The sequence below is a fragment of the Blastococcus sp. SYSU D00868 genome (assembly GCF_054050575.1).
In genome coordinates this window covers 36,565-53,790 of the sequence record NZ_JBJGZO010000033.1, presented here as the reverse complement: position 1 = coordinate 53,790, position 17,226 = coordinate 36,565, and the positions used below count along the sequence as shown (strand labels likewise).

Genomic DNA, 17,226 nt, shown 5'->3' with positions numbered 1-17,226 from the left:
GCGGGAGCGCCGGTTCCCTGCGCTCCCGCACTCCGCTCAGACCCAGCGGTCGAGGAAGGTCGCCACCCGCTCGGAGAGCTCCACCAGGTGCTCCCGGCCGACGATCGTGTGCCCCTCGCCGGGCAGCAGGAGCAGCTCGCTGCGGGCGCCCCGCGCCTGCAGCGCCTGGTGCGCCTGCACCGACTCCGCGACCGGCACGTTGGTGTCGCGGTCGCCGTGCGCGAGCAGGACGGGCGCGGTGAGCCGGTCCAGCGCGGTCATCGGCGAGATCGCCGCCAGCATCTCCCGCTCGGCCACGGGGTCGCCGTACTCGGTGACCGAGGCGGCGGCCATCCACGGCTCGGTGCCGGCGAAGAAGGTGCGCAGGTCGCTCATCCCGGCCAGCGACACCCCGGCGGCGAAGAGGTCGGGCCAGCGGGTGAGCGCGACCAGCGTCAGGTAGCCGCCGTAGGACCACCCGTGCGCGCCCACCCGGCCCGGCAGCGCGATCCCGGCGTCGACCAGGAACCGCACCGTGGCCGGCACGTCGGTGAAGGTGGACGCGCGGGCGGCGCCGTCGTCGCCGGCCATGAAGGCCCGGCCCTGCCCGCCGGAGCCGCGGACGTTCGGCGCGAACACGGTGAACCCGGCGGCGACCAGCGACTGGGCCACCGGCGACCAGGCCGGCCGCTCCTGCCCCTCCGGGCCGCCGTGGAAGCTCACCACCGTGCGGTTGGGCCCGTGCGCGTCCGGCGGGGTGTACAGCCAGCCGTGCAGGCCGGTGCCGTCGCCGCCGGCGTACTCGACGCGCACCGGCTCCACCGACAGCGCCCGGTCGGGACGGCGCGGCAGCGAGGGCAGCCGGGCCGGCGTGCCGCCCCGGCGCAGCGGCACCGACCACAGCCCACGCGGGGTGTGCGGGCCGGTGAGCTCGGCGACCATCGTCGCGCCGTCGGCGGCCAGCGACCAGCCCGGCAGCACCGGCTCGGGCAGCGGGAGGCGCTCGACGACCGCGCCGCCGGCCCGGTCGTGGACCGCCAGCTCCGTGACGCCGCCGGCGTTCCACACGGCCAGCACGGTGCCGTCGGGTCGCAGCGCGTAGCCGTCCAGGTCGGCGTCGGCACGGGCGAGGACCACGCGGCCCTCGCCGAGCTCGCCGTCGCCGGTCAGCGGCACCTCGACCAGGCCCGCGCGGTCGGCGCCGGGCGGCCCGGGCAGGGAGGCGCGCAGCAGCACCGCCCGGCCGTCGGGGGCGAACCGGCCGTCCTCGGACGCGACCCCGCCGGCGGCGCCGAGCGGCAGCACGCGCCGGGTCGTGCCGCCGGCGACGTCGACGAGGACGACGTGCCGGTGCCCGCGCGGGCCGCGGCGGGCCAGCACCCACCGCTCGTCGGCGGAGACGGCGGTGACCGACAGGAAGCCGCCGCGGGCCAGGGTGCGGTGCCCGCCGGTCGCGACGTCGACCAGGACGACGTCGGCGTCGGGCCCGGTTCCCGGGGCGATGGAGCACACGTAGGAGCCCGGCCGCGTCCAGTGCCCGGCGAAGACGGTGGCCCGCGGGTCCGCCCCGGCGACCAGCCGGGCGTCGCTGCCGTCCGGGCGGACGACGTGCAGCTCGGCGCAGATCGACCCGGCGGGGCTGACCAGGTACGCCAGCCACGCGCCGTCGGGCGCCCAGGCGACGGAGACGACCTCCTGGTCCGGGCCGGAGAGCACCTGCGGCAGCGTCGCGGCCGGCCCGTCGCCGCCGACGGGCAGGACCTCCAGCCGCGGGATGCCGGAGCGGTCGGTGACGTAGGCGACGCGGTCCCCGGCCGGCGACAGCGCCGGGCACCAGGCGCCGGCCGCGCCGGCGATCTCGGCGACGGCGAGCCGCACCTCGGCCGGCAGACCGGCGGTGGGCGGAGCGGCGGACACGGTGCCGAACGGCTCGGCCAGGACGGGGGACGGCGGGGAGATCAGGGGGCTGGCCACGGCACCTCCTCGGCTCGGAGCGACGGCCGCTCGCTCGCGGCCCGCGGGAGGGTCGCACGCCGGGGTGGTGTGGCCGCGCACGCACTCCGGAGGGCCCGTGCCGCCGGCACAACCGCCCCACCGGCCACAGTGCAGGCGTCGTGTTGCGCCCGTATGTCATCGGGAACAACTCCCGCCACGCCGGGCGTGGTTGCGGGGGCGCCCCGCGGCGCGCGGATAGCCTCGGGCGCCGGTCCATCCACCCTCGCGACGAACGGAGGACGCCCATGCGCACCCTGCGCCTCGTGGGGCTCTCCGACGACGGCTCGAGCCTGGTGCTCGTCGCCGAGGGCACCGAGCCCGGGGACGAGGGCGAGCGGTTCGAGCTGCCGATCGACGACCGGGTCCGGGCCGCGGCGCGCGGGGACACCCGGCGGCTGGGCCAGATCGACGTGGACCTCGGCATGAGCATCCCGCCGCGGGTCATCCAGGCCCGCATCCGCGCCGGGGAGAGCCCGGAGCAGGTCGCCGAGGCCGCGGGGATCCGGGTGGAGCGGGTGCTGCGCTTCGCGCACCCCGTGCTGCAGGAGCGCGAGCGGGTCGCCGAACAGTCGCGGGAGGCCCGGGTGCGCCTGTCCGACGGCAGCACCGCGCCGCCGCTGCAGCAGTTCATGGCCGAGCGGCTGCGGCTGCTCGGCGCCGACCTGGACGCCGTCCGGTGGGACGCCGCCCGCGCCGCCGACGGCGTGTGGCAGGTGACCGCCGCGTGGCAGGCCGGCGCGAAGTCCGGCGTCACCCGCTGGGCCTACGACCTGGCTGCCCGTGTCGTCTCCCCGGCCGACGCCGCCACCACCGACTTCGCCGAGGGGACCCGGCTGGTCCGCGTCGTCCCCGACGTGCCCGCCGGGCTGCCGGCGTCCCCGCTGTACCGCTCCCGGCCGGTCACGGTCGTGACCGAGCAGGTGCCGGCGACCGAGGCCGGGGACGAGCGGGTGCGCGACGTCGCCGCGCCCGACGGCTCCCCCGAGCCCCGCCCCGAGGCCCGCCCCGAGCCGCAGCGCCGGGCCGCGGACGCCGAGGTGGACCTCGACGAGATCGCCGAGCACGACACCGTCGTCCTCGGCCGCCCCGACGGCGAGGACGAGGACCCGCGGGCCCGCATCCCCGCGTGGGAGGACATCGTGTTCGGGGTCCGCAAGCACCGCTGACCGCGCCCGGAACAGCACCGACGTGTGCCCCGTTGTCCCGGGGTAGGAGGTGTCCCATGGGTATGTCGGTGTCGATGCCGCTCGGCGGCGTCCAGGTCGGGTCCTACGACAGCTACGAGCAGGCGCAGGCCGCGGTGGACTTCCTCTCGGACGAGAAGTTCCCCGTCGAGAACGTCACGATCATCGGGTCGGACCTCCGGATGGTCGAGAAGGTCACCGGGCGGCTGACCCGCGGCCGGGCGATCGCCGCCGGGGCCGCCGGCGGCGCCTGGTGGGGTCTGTTCGTCGGGCTGCTGCTCGGGATCTTCGCCAGCGACGGCAGCGAGTGGATCGGGTCGCTGCTGTCCGGCCTGCTCATCGGCCTGGTCTTCGGCGCGCTGTTCGGCGCCATGGGCTACGCCGCGACGCAGGGCAGGCGTGACTTCACGAGCACCAGCCGGATCACCGCCGGCCGCTACGACGTGATGTGCGAGCCCAGCCGCGCCGAGGAGGCCCGCGCCGCGCTGGCCCGCTTCTCCCTGCGGGGCTAGCTGTACTGCCCAGACAGGTTGGTCAAGCGGGTGATCGGTGGTCGGCGTCCGATCGCGGTGTGGGGCCGGTGATGGTTGTACTCGTGTAGCCAGCCGGGCAAGGCGCGGCGGCGGGCGAGTTCGCTGAGGAACATGCGGCGGAAGGCCCAGCCGTCTGCCATGGTGCGGTGGAAGCGCTCGATCTTGCCGTTGGTCTGCGGCCGGTAGGGCCGGGTCCGCTTGGGCTTGATTCCCAAGTCGGCGCAGGCCTGGCGCCAGGCGTGCGAGCGGTAGGCCGAGCCGTTGTCGGAGAGCACCCGCTCGCCGGTGACCCCGCGGGCAGCGAACCAGGCCACCGCCCGGCGCAGCACACCGATGGCGGTGGCGGCGGTCTCGTCGTCGTGGATCTCGGCGTAGGCGACCCGGCTGTGGTCGTCGAGCACGGTGTGCACGAACGCGGTGCCGAGCTTGGGGTTGTAGTGGGCGTTGCGCGGCTTGCCCGGGGTGGCGGCACGGTTGCGGTCGCCCTGGGCGCGGCCGACGTAGCGCCAGCCACCGCCGTCAGGGATGTTGCCCAACTTCTTGACGTCGACGTGCAGCAGCGCACCGGGCCGGTCGTGCTCGTAGCGCCGGATCCGCTCGCCGGTACGCCGGTCGATGTGCGACAGCCGGTTGATCCGGCAGCGCCGCAGCACCGCGTAGACCGTGGAGGCCGGCACGCCCAACCGGGCGGCGATCTCCACCGGCCCCAGCCGCTGATGCCAGCGCAGAGGCACGATCCGGCGCACCAGCGGCCGCGAGGTGCGACGGGGACAGCGGTGCGGGCGGGAGCTGCGATCGACCATGCCCGCCGGGCCGGCCTGCCGGTAGCGGACCGCCCACTTCTTCGCCGTCGGCCAGGCGACCTGGAACATCGCCGCCGCGTAGGTGATCGACCAGCCGTCCTCGACCACGGCACGACCGAGACGAAGACGCTGGCGTGGCGTCAGAGCGGCATTAGCGTGGGCCACGAGGACCTCCGGATCGTGTGTGGATGCCTTGAGCAGCTCCACTCCACGACCGGAGGTCCTCCCTCCACAAGATCGATCAATCAGATCCCGTGATCACATGCCCTCGACCAACGTCTCTGCTCAGTACAGCTAGCGGAGGGTCGCGAAGGCGACCGCCGCGGCGGCCGCCACGCCGAGCGAGTCGACGCCGGAGCGCATCGGGATGCGGGCCCGCACCCGCGCGGCGGCCTGCGCCTCCGGTGTGAGCCCGGGGCCCTCGGCGCCGAGCAGCACCGCGGTCCGCGGGTGCGCCCGCGGGTCGACGTCGCCCAGGTCGACCGCGTCGGCGGCGGGGGTGAGCGCCACGGTGAGGTAGCCGGCCTCGTGCAGCCGGTCGAGGCCGGCCGGCCAGTCGGGCAGGACGGCGAACGGCAGGGCGAGCACGTGCCCCATCGACACCCGCACCGCCCGCCGGTACAGCGGGTCGGCGCACCGCGGGTCCAGCAGCAGGCCGTCGATCCCCAGGGCCGCCGCCGAGCGGGCGATCGAGCCGAGGTTCTCCGCGTCGTTGAGCGCCTCGAGCACCGCCAGCCGCCGGGGGGCGGCCGGGTCGGAGCCCGCCAGCAGCGCGTCGAGGTCGGCGGGCGGACGGCGGTCGGCCGACGCCAGCACGCCGCGCGTGAGACGGAACCCGATGACCTCCGAGAGCACCCACTTGTCGGCCTCGTAGGCCGGCACCCCCTCGGGCAGGTCCAGGTCCGCGAGCCGGCCGGGGACGCCGAGCACGGCGCGCACCCGGTAGGGCGAGGCGAGCAGCCGCTGCACCGCGGGGACGCCCTCGACGATCACCGGGCCGGTGCCCCGCGGCGTGCCGGGCCTGCGGTCGCCGGCGACCAGGTCGCGGAAGTCGGCGACCCGCTCGTCGGCGGGATCGGTGATCGCCTCGGGCGCTGCCACGCCCCCGATCCTGAGGCATCGGAGGCTGTGCCCACGTATCCGGGCCTCGGACGTGTGCATCGCTTCCCATGCCTCGAGGGGCGGCCGGGTCTCGGAACCCGCAGGATCGAGCGGTGCCCTCCCCCGTGACCGTCGTCGGCGGCGGCATCGCCGGCCTGGCCTGCGCCCGCGCGGTCGCGGCCGCCGGGACCGCCGTCCGGGTGCTCGACCGCGCGCACCGCCCCGGCGGCCGCATGGCGTCCCGCTCGATGCGCGGCGGCCGGGTGGTCGACATCGGCGCCTCCTACCTGACCGCCTCCCCCGGCTCCGACTTCGCCGCCGTCGTCGACGGCTGGGTGGCCCGCGGGCTGGCCCGGCCGTGGACCGACACCTTCGCCGTCGCCGGGCCGGACGGCGTCGAGCGGACCACCACCGGCCCGGTCCGCTACGCCGCGCCCGCCGGGCTGCGGTCGCTCGTGGAGGACCTGGCCGACGGCGTGGTGGTGACCGCCGAGCAGACGGTCGAGGGCGTCCGGCCCGGCCCCACCGTGGACGGCGAGGACGTGCCGGCCGCCGTCCTCGCGATGCCCGACCCGCAGGCCCGCCGGCTCCTCGACCCGGCCACCGCCGACCGGCTGCTCGGCGACCGCGCGTGGGAGCCCGCCCTGGCCGTCGTCCTCGGCTTCGACCGGCGCCGCTGGCCCGCGGATCTGCACGGCGCCTTCGTGCACGACGACGACGCGGTGGCCTGGATCGCCGACGACGGCGACCGGCGCGGCGACGGCGCCCCCGTGCTGGTCGCCCACACGCCACCCGGCCTGGCCCGCGCCCACCTCGACGACCCGGACGCCGCCGCGCCCGCCGTCGCCGCGGCGGTGGGCCGGGTGCTGGGGCTCGACGCCGGCCCCACCTGGACGACGGTGCACCGCTGGACCTTCGCCCGGCCGGCCGAGCCGCGCGAGGAGCCCTACGGCCTGCTGGACGGCATCGGCGCCTGCGGCGACGGCTGGGCCGCGCCCTCGCGGGTCGAGGCCGCCTGGACCTCGGGGACGGCGCTGGGCCGGGCGCTGGCCGGGGCCGCCTGATGCCCGCCGGGCTCGAGCCGCCGCCCGGGCCGGCCGACCAGGCGGCCGAGGAGCGGCGTTCCGACGGCTCCACGGTCAGGGCCGGGCTGCGCGGCATCGTCCTGCCCGCCCTGGTCGCCGTCGCCGTGGGCGCGCTGCTGATCGCGGTCTACCTGGCCGCCTTCCCGACCGCCGAGCCGCACGACCTGCCGGTCGGCGTCGTCGGCCCGGACGCCGGGATCGGCGACGTCCGGTCCGCCCTGGAGCGGGACCAGCCGGGGGTGCTGCGGCTGGTCGAGCTCGGCAGCGCCGCCACCGCCGAGCGCGCGGTCACCTCCGGGGAGGTCTACGGCGCGCTGGTGCTGGACGGCCCGGCGCCGCAGCTGCTGGTGGCCGGCGCGCACGGGCAGTCGGTGACCCAGGACCTGACCGACACCCTGGGGCCGCTGGTCCAGCAGTCCGGCGGGCAGCTGGCCGTCACCGACGTCGCCCCGCTGGCCGCCGGCGACACCCGCGGCCGCGCCATCGACCACACCGCCTTCGGCGTGGTGCTCGGCGGCTTCCTGTTCGGCATCACCAGCTACCAGGTCGCCCCCAAGCTGCGGCTGCGGCTGCGGCTGCTCAGCGCCGGGCTGTTCGCCGCCGCGGCGGGGCTGGTCGGAGCCTGGCTGTCGGTCGGCGCATTCGACGCGCTGCCGGCCGGGTTCTGGACCGTCGCCGGGCTGGTCGCCCTGCTCGCCCTGGCGTGCGGCGCGGCCGCGGCGCTCGCCCTGCGGCTGCTGGGGGCGGCCGGCACCTTCGTGGCCACCGCCGTCCTGCTGACCATCGGCGCGGCGACGAGCACCGGCAGCCACCCCGCCGAGTACCTGCCCGGCTGGCTGGAGCCGCTGGCGCACGTGCTGCCGCCGGGCGTGGCGGTGCAGGCGCTCCGCGGTGCGGCCTACCTGTCCGGCGACGCGGTGGGGCGCGGGGTCGTCGTCCTGGCGCTGTGGTCGGTGGTGCCGTTCGCGCTCATCGCCGTCCTCGACGCCGTCTCCCGGCGCCGCGCCACCGCCTGAACCCCCCGGCGGGATCCGCACGGTCGTCGCCCTCGGCGGCCGACGGCGACGAGGGCGCAGATCCCCGTTGACGCCGGGGACAGAACTCACCTACCGTTGAGTTCATCAGGCGTTGAGTTCCGCCTCGGGAGGTCCCCATGACCGACGCCGTCACCGTCCGAGACCTGGTCGTCGACCGGGGGCCGCGCCGCGTGCTCCCCGGCCTCAGCTGCGCGGTGCCCGCCGGCCGGGTCACCGGCCTGCTCGGCCCCAGCGGCAGTGGCAAGTCCACGCTGCTGCGGGCCGTGGTCGGCGTGCAGCGCATCCGCTCCGGCGAGATCACCGTGCTCGGCGAGCCCGCCGGCTCGCCCGCCCTGCGTTCCCGGGTCGGCTACGTGACCCAGGCGCCGAGCGTCTACGCCGACCTCACCGTCCGGGAGAACGCCCGCTACTTCGCCGCGCTGTACGGCCGGGGTGCCCGGGCGGCCGACGCGGCGGTCGCCGACGTCGGCCTGGCCGACGCGGCCGGGCAGCTGGTCGCCGACCTCTCCGGCGGGCAGCGGGGCCGGGTGTCGCTGGCCTGCGCGCTGGTCGGCGAGCCGGAGCTGCTCGTGCTCGACGAGCCCACCGTGGGCCTGGACCCGGTGCTGCGGGTGGAGCTGTGGGACCGCTTCGCCGCACTGGCCGCCGAGGGGACGACGCTGGTCGTGTCCAGCCACGTCATGGACGAGGCCGGCCGCTGCGACCGGCTGCTGCTCCTGCGCGAGGGCGAGCTGCTGGCCGACTCCACACCGGAGCGGGTGCGGGCCGAGGCCGGCACCGACGACCTGGAAGAGGCCTTCCTCCGGCTGATCCGCGCCCGGCAGGAGGTGGCGGCGTGAGCACCGCCCTGAGCCCCCGGCTGACCGCCGCGACCGCCGGGCGGGTGCTGCGCCAGCTGCGGCACGACCCGCGCACGATCGCGATGCTCGTCGTGCTGCCCAGCCTGCTGCTCGGGCTGCTGTACCTGCTCTGGCGCGACGTCCCCGTGCTGCCCGGCCGGTCCCCGTTGTTCGACCGGGTCGGGCTCACGATGCTCGGGATCTTCCCCTTCGTCGTGATGTTCCTGGTCACCAGCATCGCGATGCTGCGGGAGCGCACCTCCGGCACGCTCGAGCGGCTGCTGTCCACGCCGCTGTCCCGGCTCGACCTCCTGTTGGGCTACGGCCTCGCGTTCGGCGTGGCTGCGGCGGTGCAGGCGCTGGTCACCGTGACCGTCGCGACGACGCTGTACGACCTGGACGTCGCCGGGTCGCTGTGGCTGGTCGTCCTGATCGCCGTGGTCGACGCCGTGCTCGGGGTGGCGCTGGGGCTGCTGGCCAGCGCGTTCGCCCGCAGCGAGTTCCAGGCGGTGCAGTTCATGCCGGTCGTCGTCCTCCCCCAGTTCTTCCTCTGCGGCCTGCTGGTGCCCCGCGAGCAGATGGCGGGGTGGCTCCAGGCGGTCAGCGACGTGCTGCCGCTGACCTACGCCGTCGAGGCCCTGGGGGAGGTCGGCCGGTCCGCGGCCGAGACCACCACCATGTGGCGCGACGTCGGGATCGTGGCCGGCGTCGCCGTCCTCGCCCTCGCCCTGGCGGCGGCGACCCTGCGGAGGAGGAGCAGCTGACCGAGACGCGACGGGCGCGCGGCGGACGCCGCCCCGGCAACCCCGACACCCGGCAGGCGGTGCTCGCGGCGGCCCGGGCGGCGTTCGCCGAGCGCGGGTACGACGGCGCCTCCATCCGCGGCATCGCCACCGCCGCCGGCGTCGACCCGGCGCTGGTGCACCACTACTTCGGCACCAAGGACAAGCTGTTCCTCGCCGCGGTCGAGGCGCCGGCCGACCCCGAGGACTTCCTCCCCGAGGTCCTCGCGACCCCGCTCGACGCGCGCGGGGCCGCCGTCGTGCGCATGGTGCTGCGCGTCTGGGACGGCCCCGCGCGGCCGGCGATCCTCGCCCTGGTCCGGTCGGCGGTCAACCACGAGTGGTCGGCGACCCTGCTGCGCGAGTTCGTGCTCGCCAAGGTCATCCGGCGGGTCATCGGCTCGATCGACATGCCGGTCGAGGAGCGCCAGGCCCGCGGCGCCCTGGTGGCCTCGCAGCTGATCGGCATGGTCATGACCCGCTACGTGCTGCGCCTGGAGCCGCTGGCCTCGGCCGCCCCCGACCAGGTGGTGGCCGCCGTCGGCCCGACGGTGCAGCGCTACCTCACCGGCGACGTCGACCTGCCCGGCTGACCGCTCGACGAGATCTGCACAGTCGTCCCCATCAGCGGCTGATGCCGTCGAGTGTGCAGATCTCGTCGAGGACGGCAGGGTCAGCGGGGCAGGCGGGCCAGCTGGCGGCTCTGCGCGACCAGCCGGCCGGTGGAGTCCCAGATCCGGCAGTCCTCGTCGGTCCAGCCGCCGGCCACCTCGGTGTTGACGTTCTCGACCAGGCACCAGCCCGGCGCCGGCAGCGCGCGGACGAGAACCTGCAGCTGCACGGTCGGCGCCCAGCCCATCCGGCCGATCGCGAAGCCCGCCGGCGGCAGGGCGTCGGCGAACACCAGCAGCGCCAGCGGGTCGGGCTCGCGACCGTCGGCCAGCCGCATCCAGGCCCGCAGCCGCGGCTCGGCGGCCGGGCGGCCCTCCACGAAGCCGGCGGTCGCGGGGTCGAAGCGGATGTCGAGCCGCTCCACCAGCCCCGGCACCGGCACCCCCGGCGGGCGCAGCGCGGCCGAGCACTCCGCCGGCGCCGGCACCGACGGCATCGGGTTGGCCGACCAGTCCACCGGCGCCTCGCCCAGCGTGGCGGTGGTGACCTGCGCGGTGAGCGTCGGCCCGCCCCCGGTCGACAGGACGGCGACGCTGTTGGCCAGCGTGCGCCCCGCCGGCCCGGACGTCAGCCGGACGTCGGCCCGGCCGCCGGCGCTGGAGCGCAGGAAGGTCGCCGACACCGCCACCGGGTGCGGGTGCGGGCTGCCCAGCAGCGCCGCCCGCGCCGCGACCGCCATCAGGTAGCCGCCGTTGAGGATGCCGCCGCCCACCTCCCACCCGGGGTCCAGCTCGGCGACGGCGCCGCCGCCCTCGGCGGCGGAGACGGCGGTGGCACGGTCGAAGGCGCTGTCGGGGTGGGTCTGCGGCACGTCGGTCAGGGTGCCAGGGTGCTCTCCCATGGAGTACACGCACCTCGGGCGCAGCGGTCTGTCGGTCTCCCGCCTCTGCCTGGGCACCATGAACTTCGGCTGGAAGACGCCGGAGGCCGACGCGCACGCGATCATGGACCGGGCCCTGGCCGAGGGCGTGAACTTCGTCGACACCGCCAACGTGTACGGCCGCAGCGCCGGCCGCGGGCGCACCGAGGAGGTCATCGGCTCCTGGTTCGCCCAGGGCGGCGACCGCCGGGAGAAGACCGTCCTGGCCACCAAGGTCTACGGGACGATGTCGGACTGGCCGAACGACTCCCGGCTGTCGGCCCGCACCATCGTGCGGTCCTGCGAGGCCTCGCTGCGCCGGCTGCGGACCGACTGGATCGACCTCTACCAGTTCCACCACGTCGACCTCGAGACGCCCTGGGACGAGGTCTGGCAGGCCTGCGAGACGCTGGTCGCGCAGGGCAAGGTCGTCTACGTCGGGGCCTCCAACCACGCGGGCTGGCAGCTGGCCACCGCCAACGCGGTCGCCGCCCGGCGCGGGTCGCAGGGCCTGGTCAGCGAGCAGTCGCACTACAACCTGCTCACCCGGCACGTGGAGCTGGAGGTGCTGCCGGCCGCCGAGCACCACGGCATCGGCGTCATCCCGTGGAGCCCGCTCGCCGGGGGGCTGCTGGCCGGGGTGCTCGACGAGTCAGCCGGCGACCGCCGCCGGGACGAGCGCGTCCGCGCCCGGATCGAGCGGCACCGGCCGGCGCTGGAGGCGTGGGAGGCGCTGTGCCGCGAGCTGGGGCACGCCCCGGCCGACGTCGGCGTCGCCTGGCTGCTGCACCGGCCCGCGGTGACGGCGCCGATCGTCGGCCCGCGGACGATGGAGCAGTTCGAGGGCGGGCTGCGCGCGCTCGACATCGCCCTCGACGACACGACCCTCAAGCGGCTCGACGAGATCTTCCCGGGCTACCGGCCGGCGCCGATGGAGTACGCCTGGTGACTCAGCCGCCGGGCGGCCAGCCGGCGAGGCGGTCGTGGCGGGGCCGCGGTCCCAGCGTGCTGCGCACCAGCGCCACCTCCTCGACCGGCCAGGCAGGCCCCTCGTAGCCGGTCAGCCGGTCGGCCAGGGCGCCGTCCGCGGGGCGGCCGGGCCGCCAGCGGCCCAGCGTGAGGTGCGGGCGGAACGGCCGGTCCTCCACCGGCAGCCGCAGCGAGCGCGCGGCCCGGCCCAGCCGCGTGGCCAGCGCGCCGAGCTCGGCGACGTCCCCGGCGAGCCCGGCCCACAGCACCTGCGGACGGCGGAGCGAGCCGAACCGGCCGCCGCCGGCGAGCCGCAGGGTCATCGGCGGGCCGGCGGCGACCGCCTGCCCCACCCGCTCCGCCAGCGGGTCGACGGTGTCCGGCGGCACGGCGCCGAGGAAGAGCAGGGTGAGGTGCCAGCGCTCGACCGCCGTCCAGGCCGGCGCGCCCGCGGTCTCGCGCAGCGGCCCCACCGCCGCGCCGAGGTGCGCCAGCGCCGGCCCGGGCGGGGTCACGGCGACGAACAGTCGCAGCGGCGCCGGCGCGCTCAGCGCGGGTCCAGGCCGGCGTCCGCGAGCGCCGCCTGGAGCCGTCCCCGCTCGGCGTCCCGGGCGGGCCCGACGGGCGTGAGGGTCATCGTGTGCCGGACCTCCAGCAGGGCCGCCGCCTCGACGAGGACGTCGTCGTAGGCCGCCTGCAGCCCCCGCCGCCGGGCCATGGGCGCGCCCGCGGGCACCAGCGAGAGCTGGCGGGCGAGCCGGCGCAGGTCCGCGGCCACCTGTTGCAGCGGGCGGTGCACCGGGACCTCGGGGGGACGGCGCCGCGTCCGCAGCCGCACGCTGCCGCAGAAGAGCCCCGTGAGCAGGCCCAGCAGCCCGAAGGCCCCGACGAGGGCCGCGGTCAGCAGCGCGATCTGGAACAGGGCGCCGGCCATGGCGGCCTCCGGGTCGGGCGGGACAGCGGTGGCCCGAACGGTACGCGCACTCAGCCCGCGGCGATCGGCGAGCGGCGGCCCGCCGCGGGGACGCCGTCCGCCGTCCCCGCCCGCCGCCGTCGGCGCAGCAGCCAGACCGCGGCGCAGAGCCCGGCGACCACCTGCAGGCCGCCGCTGGACACGAACGCCCACGGCGCGCCGAGGTGCTCGGCGACCCACCCGACCAGCGGCGCCCCGATCGGCATGCCCCCGGTCAGGCACATGAAGTACAGGGCCATGACCCGACCGCGCAGCTGCGGGTCGGCGCCCAGCTGCACGAAGCTGTTGTTGGCGACGGTGAACACCATGGCCGCCGCGCCGGTCGGCACCAGCAGCGCGGCGAACCAGGCGTAGCCGGGCATCAGCCCGGCGACCGCGCAGACGACGCCGAACACCACGACGGCGCCGACGAGGAAGCCCTCCCGCGGGCGGCTGCTGCGGCGGGCCGAGACCAGTGCCCCGGTGAGCGACCCGACGGCGAAGAAGGTGGTGAGCAGGCCGAACGCCTCGGCGCCCAGGTCGAACTCCTGCCGGGCCATCAGCGCGATGGTGACCTGGGTGTTCAGCCCGAACGTGCCCATGACCAGCGCCAGCGCCAGCGCCAGGACCAGGTCCGGGCGCGACCAGGTGTAGGCCAGGCCGGCGCGCAGCTGGCCGCGCGCCCGCGCGACGGGCGGGCTGGGGAACAGCTCCCCGGGGCGCATCACGAGCAGCGCGACGATCGTGGCCGCGAAGCTGCCGGCGTTGATCAGGAAGGCGGGGCCGGTGTCGCCCGCCGTGGCGCCGATGAGCAGCCCGGCCACCGCCGGGCCGACCAGCCGCGCGCCGTTGAAGATCGTGGAGTTGAGCCCGACGGCGTTGGTCAGCAGCTCCGGCCCGACCATCTCCGACACGAAGGCCTGCCGCACCGGGACGTCGACGGCCGACACCGAGCCCAGCGCCGCGGCCAGCACGAACACGTGCCAGAGCTGCACCGCGCCGGTGGTCACCAGCAGCCCCAGCACGAGGGCGACGATCCCCATCAGCGCCTGGGTGGCGACGAGCATCCGCCGCTTGGGGTACCGGTCGGCCAGGACGCCGCCGTACATGCTCAGGAGCAGGCCCGGCGCGAACTGCAGCGCGGTGACCACGCCGAGGGCGACGCCGCTGTCGCCGGACAGCTGCAGCACCAGCCAGTCCTGGCCGATCCGCTGCATCCAGGTGCCGATGAGGCTGACCAGGTTGGCCGAGGCGAACAGCCGGTAGTTGCGCACCCGCAGCGACCGGAACATCCCCCGGGAGGACCTCGCCCCGACGCCGGCCGCGCTCACCGGCCGGCCAGCTTCTCCATGATCTCCGCGGCCTCCCGCAGGACCGCGCGCTCCTCGTCGGTCAGCTCGGCCAGCTGACCGGTCAGCCACGCCTCGCGGGCCTGCGCCTCGGCGGTGAGCAGCTCCTCGGCCGCGGGGGTCAGGTCGATGACGACCTGCCGGCCGTCGGTCGGGTGCGGGCTGCGGGTGACCAGCCCCATGGCCTCCAGGGCCACCACGACCCGGGTCATCGACGGCGGCTGGACCCGCTCGTGCCCGGCCAGCTCGCCCGGGCTCATCGGGCCGTGCCGCTTGAGCGTGGACAGCGCGGCCAGGTGGGTGAGCGTGACCGACGTGTCGACCCGCTGGGCGCGCAGCCGCCGCGAGAACCGCATGACCGCCAGCCGCAGGTCGTGGGCCAGCGCCGCGGTGTCCAGCGTCGTCCGACCCACGATCCGTAGCGTACCTAACGATCGTCCTGCCTCGGGCCGGGTCGGCCCGGGGCCTGCCCGCTCAGACCAGCTGCTGGATCGGGTCGAGCGCGAAGTACACGAGGAAGACGACGGCGATGACCCACATCAGCGGGTGGATGTCGCGCCGCCGGCCGACCGCCAGGCGCAGCAGGACGAAGCTGATCACGCCGGCGCCGATGCCGTTGGTGATGGAGTAGGTGAACGGCATCAGCGCGATGGTCAGGAACGCCGGGATGACCAGGGACATGTCGTCCCAGGCGAGGTTCCGGATCTGCGTGATCATCAGCGCGCCGACGATCACCAGCGCGGGCGCGGCGGCCTCCGAGGGGACCATCTCGACCAGCGGGGTGAAGAACATCGCGACCAGGAACAGCACGCCGGTGACGACGCTGGCCAGGCCGGTGCGGGCGCCGTCGGCGACACCGGCGGTGCTCTCGATGTAGGTCGTGTTCGACGAGACGCTGCCCGCGCCACCCGCGGCGGCGGCCAGCGAGTCGACGAGCAGGACCGGCTGGGACTTCGGCAGGTTGCCCCGCTCGTCGAGCAGGTCGCCCTCGGCGCCGACGGCGGTGACCGTGCCGACGGTGTCGAAGAAGTCGGCGATCATGATCGAGAAGACGATGAGCAGGGCGGCGATGATGCCGATCCGCTCGAAGCCGCCGAACAGGGAGAAGTTGCCGACCAGGGAGAGGTCGGGGCTGCTGACGACGTCGTCGGGCAGCTCGGGCACCTGCAGCGCCCAGCCGCGCGCGTTCTCGCCGTCGTCGGTGAAGCGCGGGCCGATGTCGGCGATCGCCTCGACGACGATCGCCAGCAGCGTCGTCGCCACGATGCCGATGAGCAGCGCGCCCTTGACCTTGCGGACGACGAGGACGGCCATGAGCAGCAGGCCGACGACGAAGACCAGCAGCGGCCAGCCGGCCAGCTCGCCGCCGACGCCGAAGCTGATCAGCGGGCTGCCGGGTCGGATCACCCCGGCGTCGGCCAGCCCGATGATGGTGAGGAAGAAGCCGATGCCGACGGCGATGGCCGTCTTGAGCTGCGACGGGATGGCCTCGAAGACGGCCTTCCGGAAGCCGGTGAGCACCAGCACCGTGATGAGCAGGCCCTCGAGCACGACCAGGCCCATGATCTCCGGCCAGGTGAGCTGCGTGGCGGCGTAGACGCCGACGATGGCGTTGATGCCCAGGCCTGTGGCCAGCGCGAACGGGTACCGGCCGACGACGCCCATGAGGATCGTCATGGCCCCGGCGATCAGCGCGGTGACGGCGGCGACCGACCCGAACGGCAGCGTCGTCCCGTCGACGTCCGCGCCGGACAGGATGATCGGGTTGAGCACCACGATGTAGGCCATCGTGAAGAACGTCGTCAGGCCGCCGCGGACCTCGCGGGTGACGGTCGACCGCCGCGCGCTGATCTCGAAGTAGCGGTCCAGGCCGTTGCGCGGCCGGACCCGCGGGCCCTCGCTGCGGCGGGGCGGGGTCGCCGGCGCGGCCGCGGAGGCGTCCGCGGGGGTGGCGCCGGTGGCGGGGCGGGACTTCTCGGGCATGACGCTCTCCCCGTGGGAACTGCCGGTCGGGCGGCGACAGAGTAGCCACCCGCCGGGTGCGGGGAGATCACGGCCGTGTGACGCCTAGGGTCGGGGCGTGCCCGGACCGACCAAGCAGGCCCCTCCCCCGCTGCGGGTCGACACCGCCCGCGTCGTCCTCGCCGGGACGGCGCTGTGGGCGGTGGCGCTGGTCGTGGTGCTGCTGCTCGGCGACCGCGTCGACCGGGTGTGGACCTGGACGTGCGTGGCCGGCATCGCCCTGGCCGCGATCGGCCTGGGCATCATGCGCTGGCAGGGCCAGCTGGGCCGCCGGGACTGAGCGGAGCCGTCACAGGAGGTCGAAGTCGGCGGTGTCGTAGCGGGCGGTGTTGACGACCTCGGTGGCCTCCTGGACGACGAGCGTCGCCTGGCTGTGCGCGCCGCAGCCGTAGTCGACGGTGACGACGTGCCCGTCGGCCGGCGCGTAGGCGTTGCCGCAGGCGCCGAGCGCGCTGCGCAGGGAGCCCGCCAGCGGCAGGAAGAACCCGCACGTGCCGCAGTGGCCGGGGGCGTGCCGGGCCATCGACGACCGCGGCCCGAAGTCGCCGCCGTCCCAGCGGGCCAGCGCCTCCGCGCGCCCCTGCCGCGACATCACCCGCTCGCGGCCCAGGCCGATCTCGGCGGCGACCGCGCGGGCCTCGGGGTCGTCGGCGGCGTCGTCCTCGACGGCGTAGGCGGGCACGAGCCGCGGGTCGTCCTCGGTGGAGGGCAGCACGTCGCCGACGGAGAGGTCGCCGGGCCGCAGCCGCTCGTGCCACGGCACCCAGGCGGGTGCGAGCAGCGCCTGGTCGCCGGGCAGCAGCACCACCTCGTCGACGGTGACGGCCTCCTCCCCGGCCACGCGGGCGAGGGTGACCGCCCAGTACCAGCCGACGTAGCCGGGAAGGGTGCTGGCGAAGGAGTGGGTCAGGGCCTCGCCCAGGGCCGGGTCCGCGCCGGGCTCGGGGGTGGCCGCGAGGTGCTCGCCGACGACGGCGGGGTCGCCGGCGGTCTCCTCCGCCGCGGCGCGGGCGAGGTCGACGGCGGCGGCCAGCGGGGAGGGCGCGGTGTCGGGCACGGCGCCAT

19 protein-coding genes are annotated in these 17,226 nt (G+C 76.2%); 9 read left to right on the top strand and 10 right to left on the bottom strand.

Annotation, left to right across the window (positions count from 1 at the left end; translation table 11 throughout):
- Positions 1 to 36 precede the first annotated feature (36 nt).
- A complete protein-coding gene (locus ACI79F_RS20910) occupies positions 37 to 1,953 on the bottom strand; it encodes an alpha/beta fold hydrolase (protein WP_456543020.1) in 1,917 nt (638 codons plus the stop codon).
- 266 nt (positions 1,954 to 2,219) lie between these two features.
- Here ACI79F_RS20910 and sepH point away from each other — a divergent pair, with 266 nt between their 5' ends.
- Both sepH and ACI79F_RS20900 read left to right on the top strand, forming a co-directional pair.
- Positions 2,220 to 3,140 (top strand): septation protein SepH, encoded by a 921-nt coding sequence (gene sepH, locus ACI79F_RS20905; RefSeq protein ID WP_456543021.1) that lies wholly within the window; start codon positions 2,220 to 2,222, stop codon positions 3,138 to 3,140.
- 56 nt (positions 3,141 to 3,196) lie between these two features.
- Positions 3,197 to 3,670, top strand: a complete 474-nt coding sequence (locus ACI79F_RS20900; protein ID WP_456543022.1) for a general stress protein — start codon at positions 3,197 to 3,199, stop codon at positions 3,668 to 3,670.
- Here the strand turns inward: ACI79F_RS20900 and ACI79F_RS20895 are convergent.
- The gene (locus ACI79F_RS20895; protein WP_456543330.1) at positions 3,667 to 4,659 is read right to left on the bottom strand and encodes an IS481 family transposase; all 993 of its coding nucleotides are present in this window, start codon (positions 4,657 to 4,659) and stop codon (positions 3,667 to 3,669) included. The two genes, ACI79F_RS20900 and ACI79F_RS20895, sit on opposite strands and share 4 nt — an antisense overlap.
- A 129-nt stretch (positions 4,660 to 4,788) precedes the next feature.
- A complete protein-coding gene (locus ACI79F_RS20890) occupies positions 4,789 to 5,595 on the bottom strand; it encodes a TrmH family RNA methyltransferase (RefSeq protein WP_456543023.1) in 807 nt (268 codons plus the stop codon).
- A gap of 113 nt (positions 5,596 to 5,708) precedes the next feature.
- Between ACI79F_RS20890 and ACI79F_RS20885 the strand changes: the two genes are divergently transcribed.
- The 5 genes from ACI79F_RS20885 to ACI79F_RS20865 all read left to right on the top strand — a co-directional run bounded on the left by ACI79F_RS20885 (position 5,709) and on the right by ACI79F_RS20865 (position 9,931).
- A complete protein-coding gene (locus ACI79F_RS20885) occupies positions 5,709 to 6,659 on the top strand; it encodes an NAD(P)/FAD-dependent oxidoreductase (RefSeq protein WP_456543024.1) in 951 nt (316 codons plus the stop codon).
- On the top strand, positions 6,659 to 7,696 hold the full coding sequence (locus ACI79F_RS20880; protein WP_456543025.1) for a hypothetical protein: 1,038 nt from the start codon (positions 6,659 to 6,661) through the stop codon (positions 7,694 to 7,696). The genes ACI79F_RS20885 and ACI79F_RS20880 overlap by 1 nt, the downstream gene beginning before the upstream one ends.
- Positions 7,697 to 7,833: 137 nt before the next feature.
- A complete protein-coding gene (locus ACI79F_RS20875; RefSeq protein WP_456543026.1) occupies positions 7,834 to 8,556 on the top strand; it encodes an ABC transporter ATP-binding protein in 723 nt (240 codons plus the stop codon).
- Positions 8,553 to 9,320 carry an ABC transporter permease gene (locus tag ACI79F_RS20870; protein WP_456543027.1) on the top strand — a complete coding sequence of 256 codons (768 nt, stop codon included), beginning with the start codon at positions 8,553 to 8,555 and terminating at the stop codon, positions 9,318 to 9,320. Before ACI79F_RS20875 ends, ACI79F_RS20870 begins: the two co-directional genes overlap by 4 nt.
- Positions 9,321 to 9,379: 59 nt before the next feature.
- The gene (locus tag ACI79F_RS20865) at positions 9,380 to 9,931 is read left to right on the top strand and encodes a TetR/AcrR family transcriptional regulator (protein WP_456543028.1); all 552 of its coding nucleotides are present in this window, start codon (positions 9,380 to 9,382) and stop codon (positions 9,929 to 9,931) included.
- 80 nt (positions 9,932 to 10,011) lie between these two features.
- Here ACI79F_RS20865 and ACI79F_RS20860 read toward each other — a convergent pair whose 3' ends face one another.
- On the bottom strand, positions 10,012 to 10,851 hold the full coding sequence (locus tag ACI79F_RS20860; RefSeq protein WP_456543029.1) for a thioesterase family protein: 840 nt from the start codon (positions 10,849 to 10,851) through the stop codon (positions 10,012 to 10,014).
- Here ACI79F_RS20860 and ACI79F_RS20855 point away from each other — a divergent pair.
- A complete protein-coding gene (locus ACI79F_RS20855) occupies positions 10,850 to 11,818 on the top strand; it encodes an aldo/keto reductase (protein WP_456543030.1) in 969 nt (322 codons plus the stop codon). The genes ACI79F_RS20860 and ACI79F_RS20855 overlap by 2 nt on opposite strands.
- 1 nt (position 11,819) lies before the next feature.
- Here ACI79F_RS20855 and thpR read toward each other — a convergent pair whose 3' ends face one another.
- The 5 genes from thpR to ACI79F_RS20830 form a co-directional block, all read right to left on the bottom strand.
- On the bottom strand, positions 11,820 to 12,365 hold the full coding sequence (thpR, locus tag ACI79F_RS20850) for an RNA 2',3'-cyclic phosphodiesterase (RefSeq protein ID WP_456578937.1): 546 nt from the start codon (positions 12,363 to 12,365) through the stop codon (positions 11,820 to 11,822).
- Positions 12,366 to 12,385: 20 nt separating this feature from the next.
- Complete coding sequence (locus ACI79F_RS20845; protein ID WP_456543031.1) at positions 12,386 to 12,772, bottom strand: hypothetical protein; 387 nt, start codon at positions 12,770 to 12,772, stop codon at positions 12,386 to 12,388.
- 50 nt (positions 12,773 to 12,822) lie between these two features.
- On the bottom strand, positions 12,823 to 14,082 hold the full coding sequence (locus tag ACI79F_RS20840) for an MFS transporter (protein WP_456543032.1): 1,260 nt from the start codon (positions 14,080 to 14,082) through the stop codon (positions 12,823 to 12,825).
- A 35-nt stretch (positions 14,083 to 14,117) separates the two neighbouring features.
- The gene (locus ACI79F_RS20835; protein WP_456543033.1) at positions 14,118 to 14,552 is read right to left on the bottom strand and encodes a MarR family winged helix-turn-helix transcriptional regulator; all 435 of its coding nucleotides are present in this window, start codon (positions 14,550 to 14,552) and stop codon (positions 14,118 to 14,120) included.
- 61 nt (positions 14,553 to 14,613) lie between these two features.
- Positions 14,614 to 16,122, bottom strand: coding sequence for an NCS2 family permease (locus ACI79F_RS20830; RefSeq protein WP_456543034.1), 1,509 nt, complete (start codon positions 16,120 to 16,122; stop codon positions 14,614 to 14,616).
- Positions 16,123 to 16,219: 97 nt separating this feature from the next.
- On the opposite strand from ACI79F_RS20830, the gene ACI79F_RS20825 reads away from it, so the two are divergent.
- On the top strand, positions 16,220 to 16,441 hold the full coding sequence (locus tag ACI79F_RS20825; RefSeq protein WP_456543035.1) for a DUF2530 domain-containing protein: 222 nt from the start codon (positions 16,220 to 16,222) through the stop codon (positions 16,439 to 16,441).
- A gap of 9 nt (positions 16,442 to 16,450) precedes the next feature.
- Here the strand turns inward: ACI79F_RS20825 and ACI79F_RS20820 are convergent, their stop codons facing one another.
- Positions 16,451 to 17,218, bottom strand: coding sequence for a DUF3027 domain-containing protein (locus tag ACI79F_RS20820; protein WP_456543036.1), 768 nt, complete (start codon positions 17,216 to 17,218; stop codon positions 16,451 to 16,453).
- Positions 17,219 to 17,226 lie beyond the last annotated feature (8 nt).

Excerpts from the sequence above, each read along its gene's own strand:
- ACI79F_RS20900 (WP_456543022.1), top strand. The coding sequence starts at position 3,197 with ATGGGTATGTCGGTGTCGATGCCGCTCGGCGGCGTCCAGGTCGGGTCC.
- ACI79F_RS20840 (WP_456543032.1), bottom strand. The coding sequence starts at position 14,082 with ATGTTCCGGTCGCTGCGGGTGCGCAACTACCGGCTGTTCGCCTCGGCC.
- ACI79F_RS20830 (WP_456543034.1), bottom strand. The coding sequence starts at position 16,122 with ATGCCCGAGAAGTCCCGCCCCGCCACCGGCGCCACCCCCGCGGACGCC.
- ACI79F_RS20845 (WP_456543031.1), bottom strand. The coding sequence starts at position 12,772 with ATGGCCGGCGCCCTGTTCCAGATCGCGCTGCTGACCGCGGCCCTCGTC.
- ACI79F_RS20880 (WP_456543025.1), top strand. The coding sequence starts at position 6,659 with ATGCCCGCCGGGCTCGAGCCGCCGCCCGGGCCGGCCGACCAGGCGGCC.
- ACI79F_RS20875 (WP_456543026.1), top strand. The coding sequence starts at position 7,834 with ATGACCGACGCCGTCACCGTCCGAGACCTGGTCGTCGACCGGGGGCCG.
- ACI79F_RS20860 (WP_456543029.1), bottom strand. The coding sequence starts at position 10,851 with ATGGGAGAGCACCCTGGCACCCTGACCGACGTGCCGCAGACCCACCCC.
- ACI79F_RS20855 (WP_456543030.1), top strand. The coding sequence starts at position 10,850 with ATGGAGTACACGCACCTCGGGCGCAGCGGTCTGTCGGTCTCCCGCCTC.
- sepH (WP_456543021.1), top strand. The coding sequence starts at position 2,220 with ATGCGCACCCTGCGCCTCGTGGGGCTCTCCGACGACGGCTCGAGCCTG.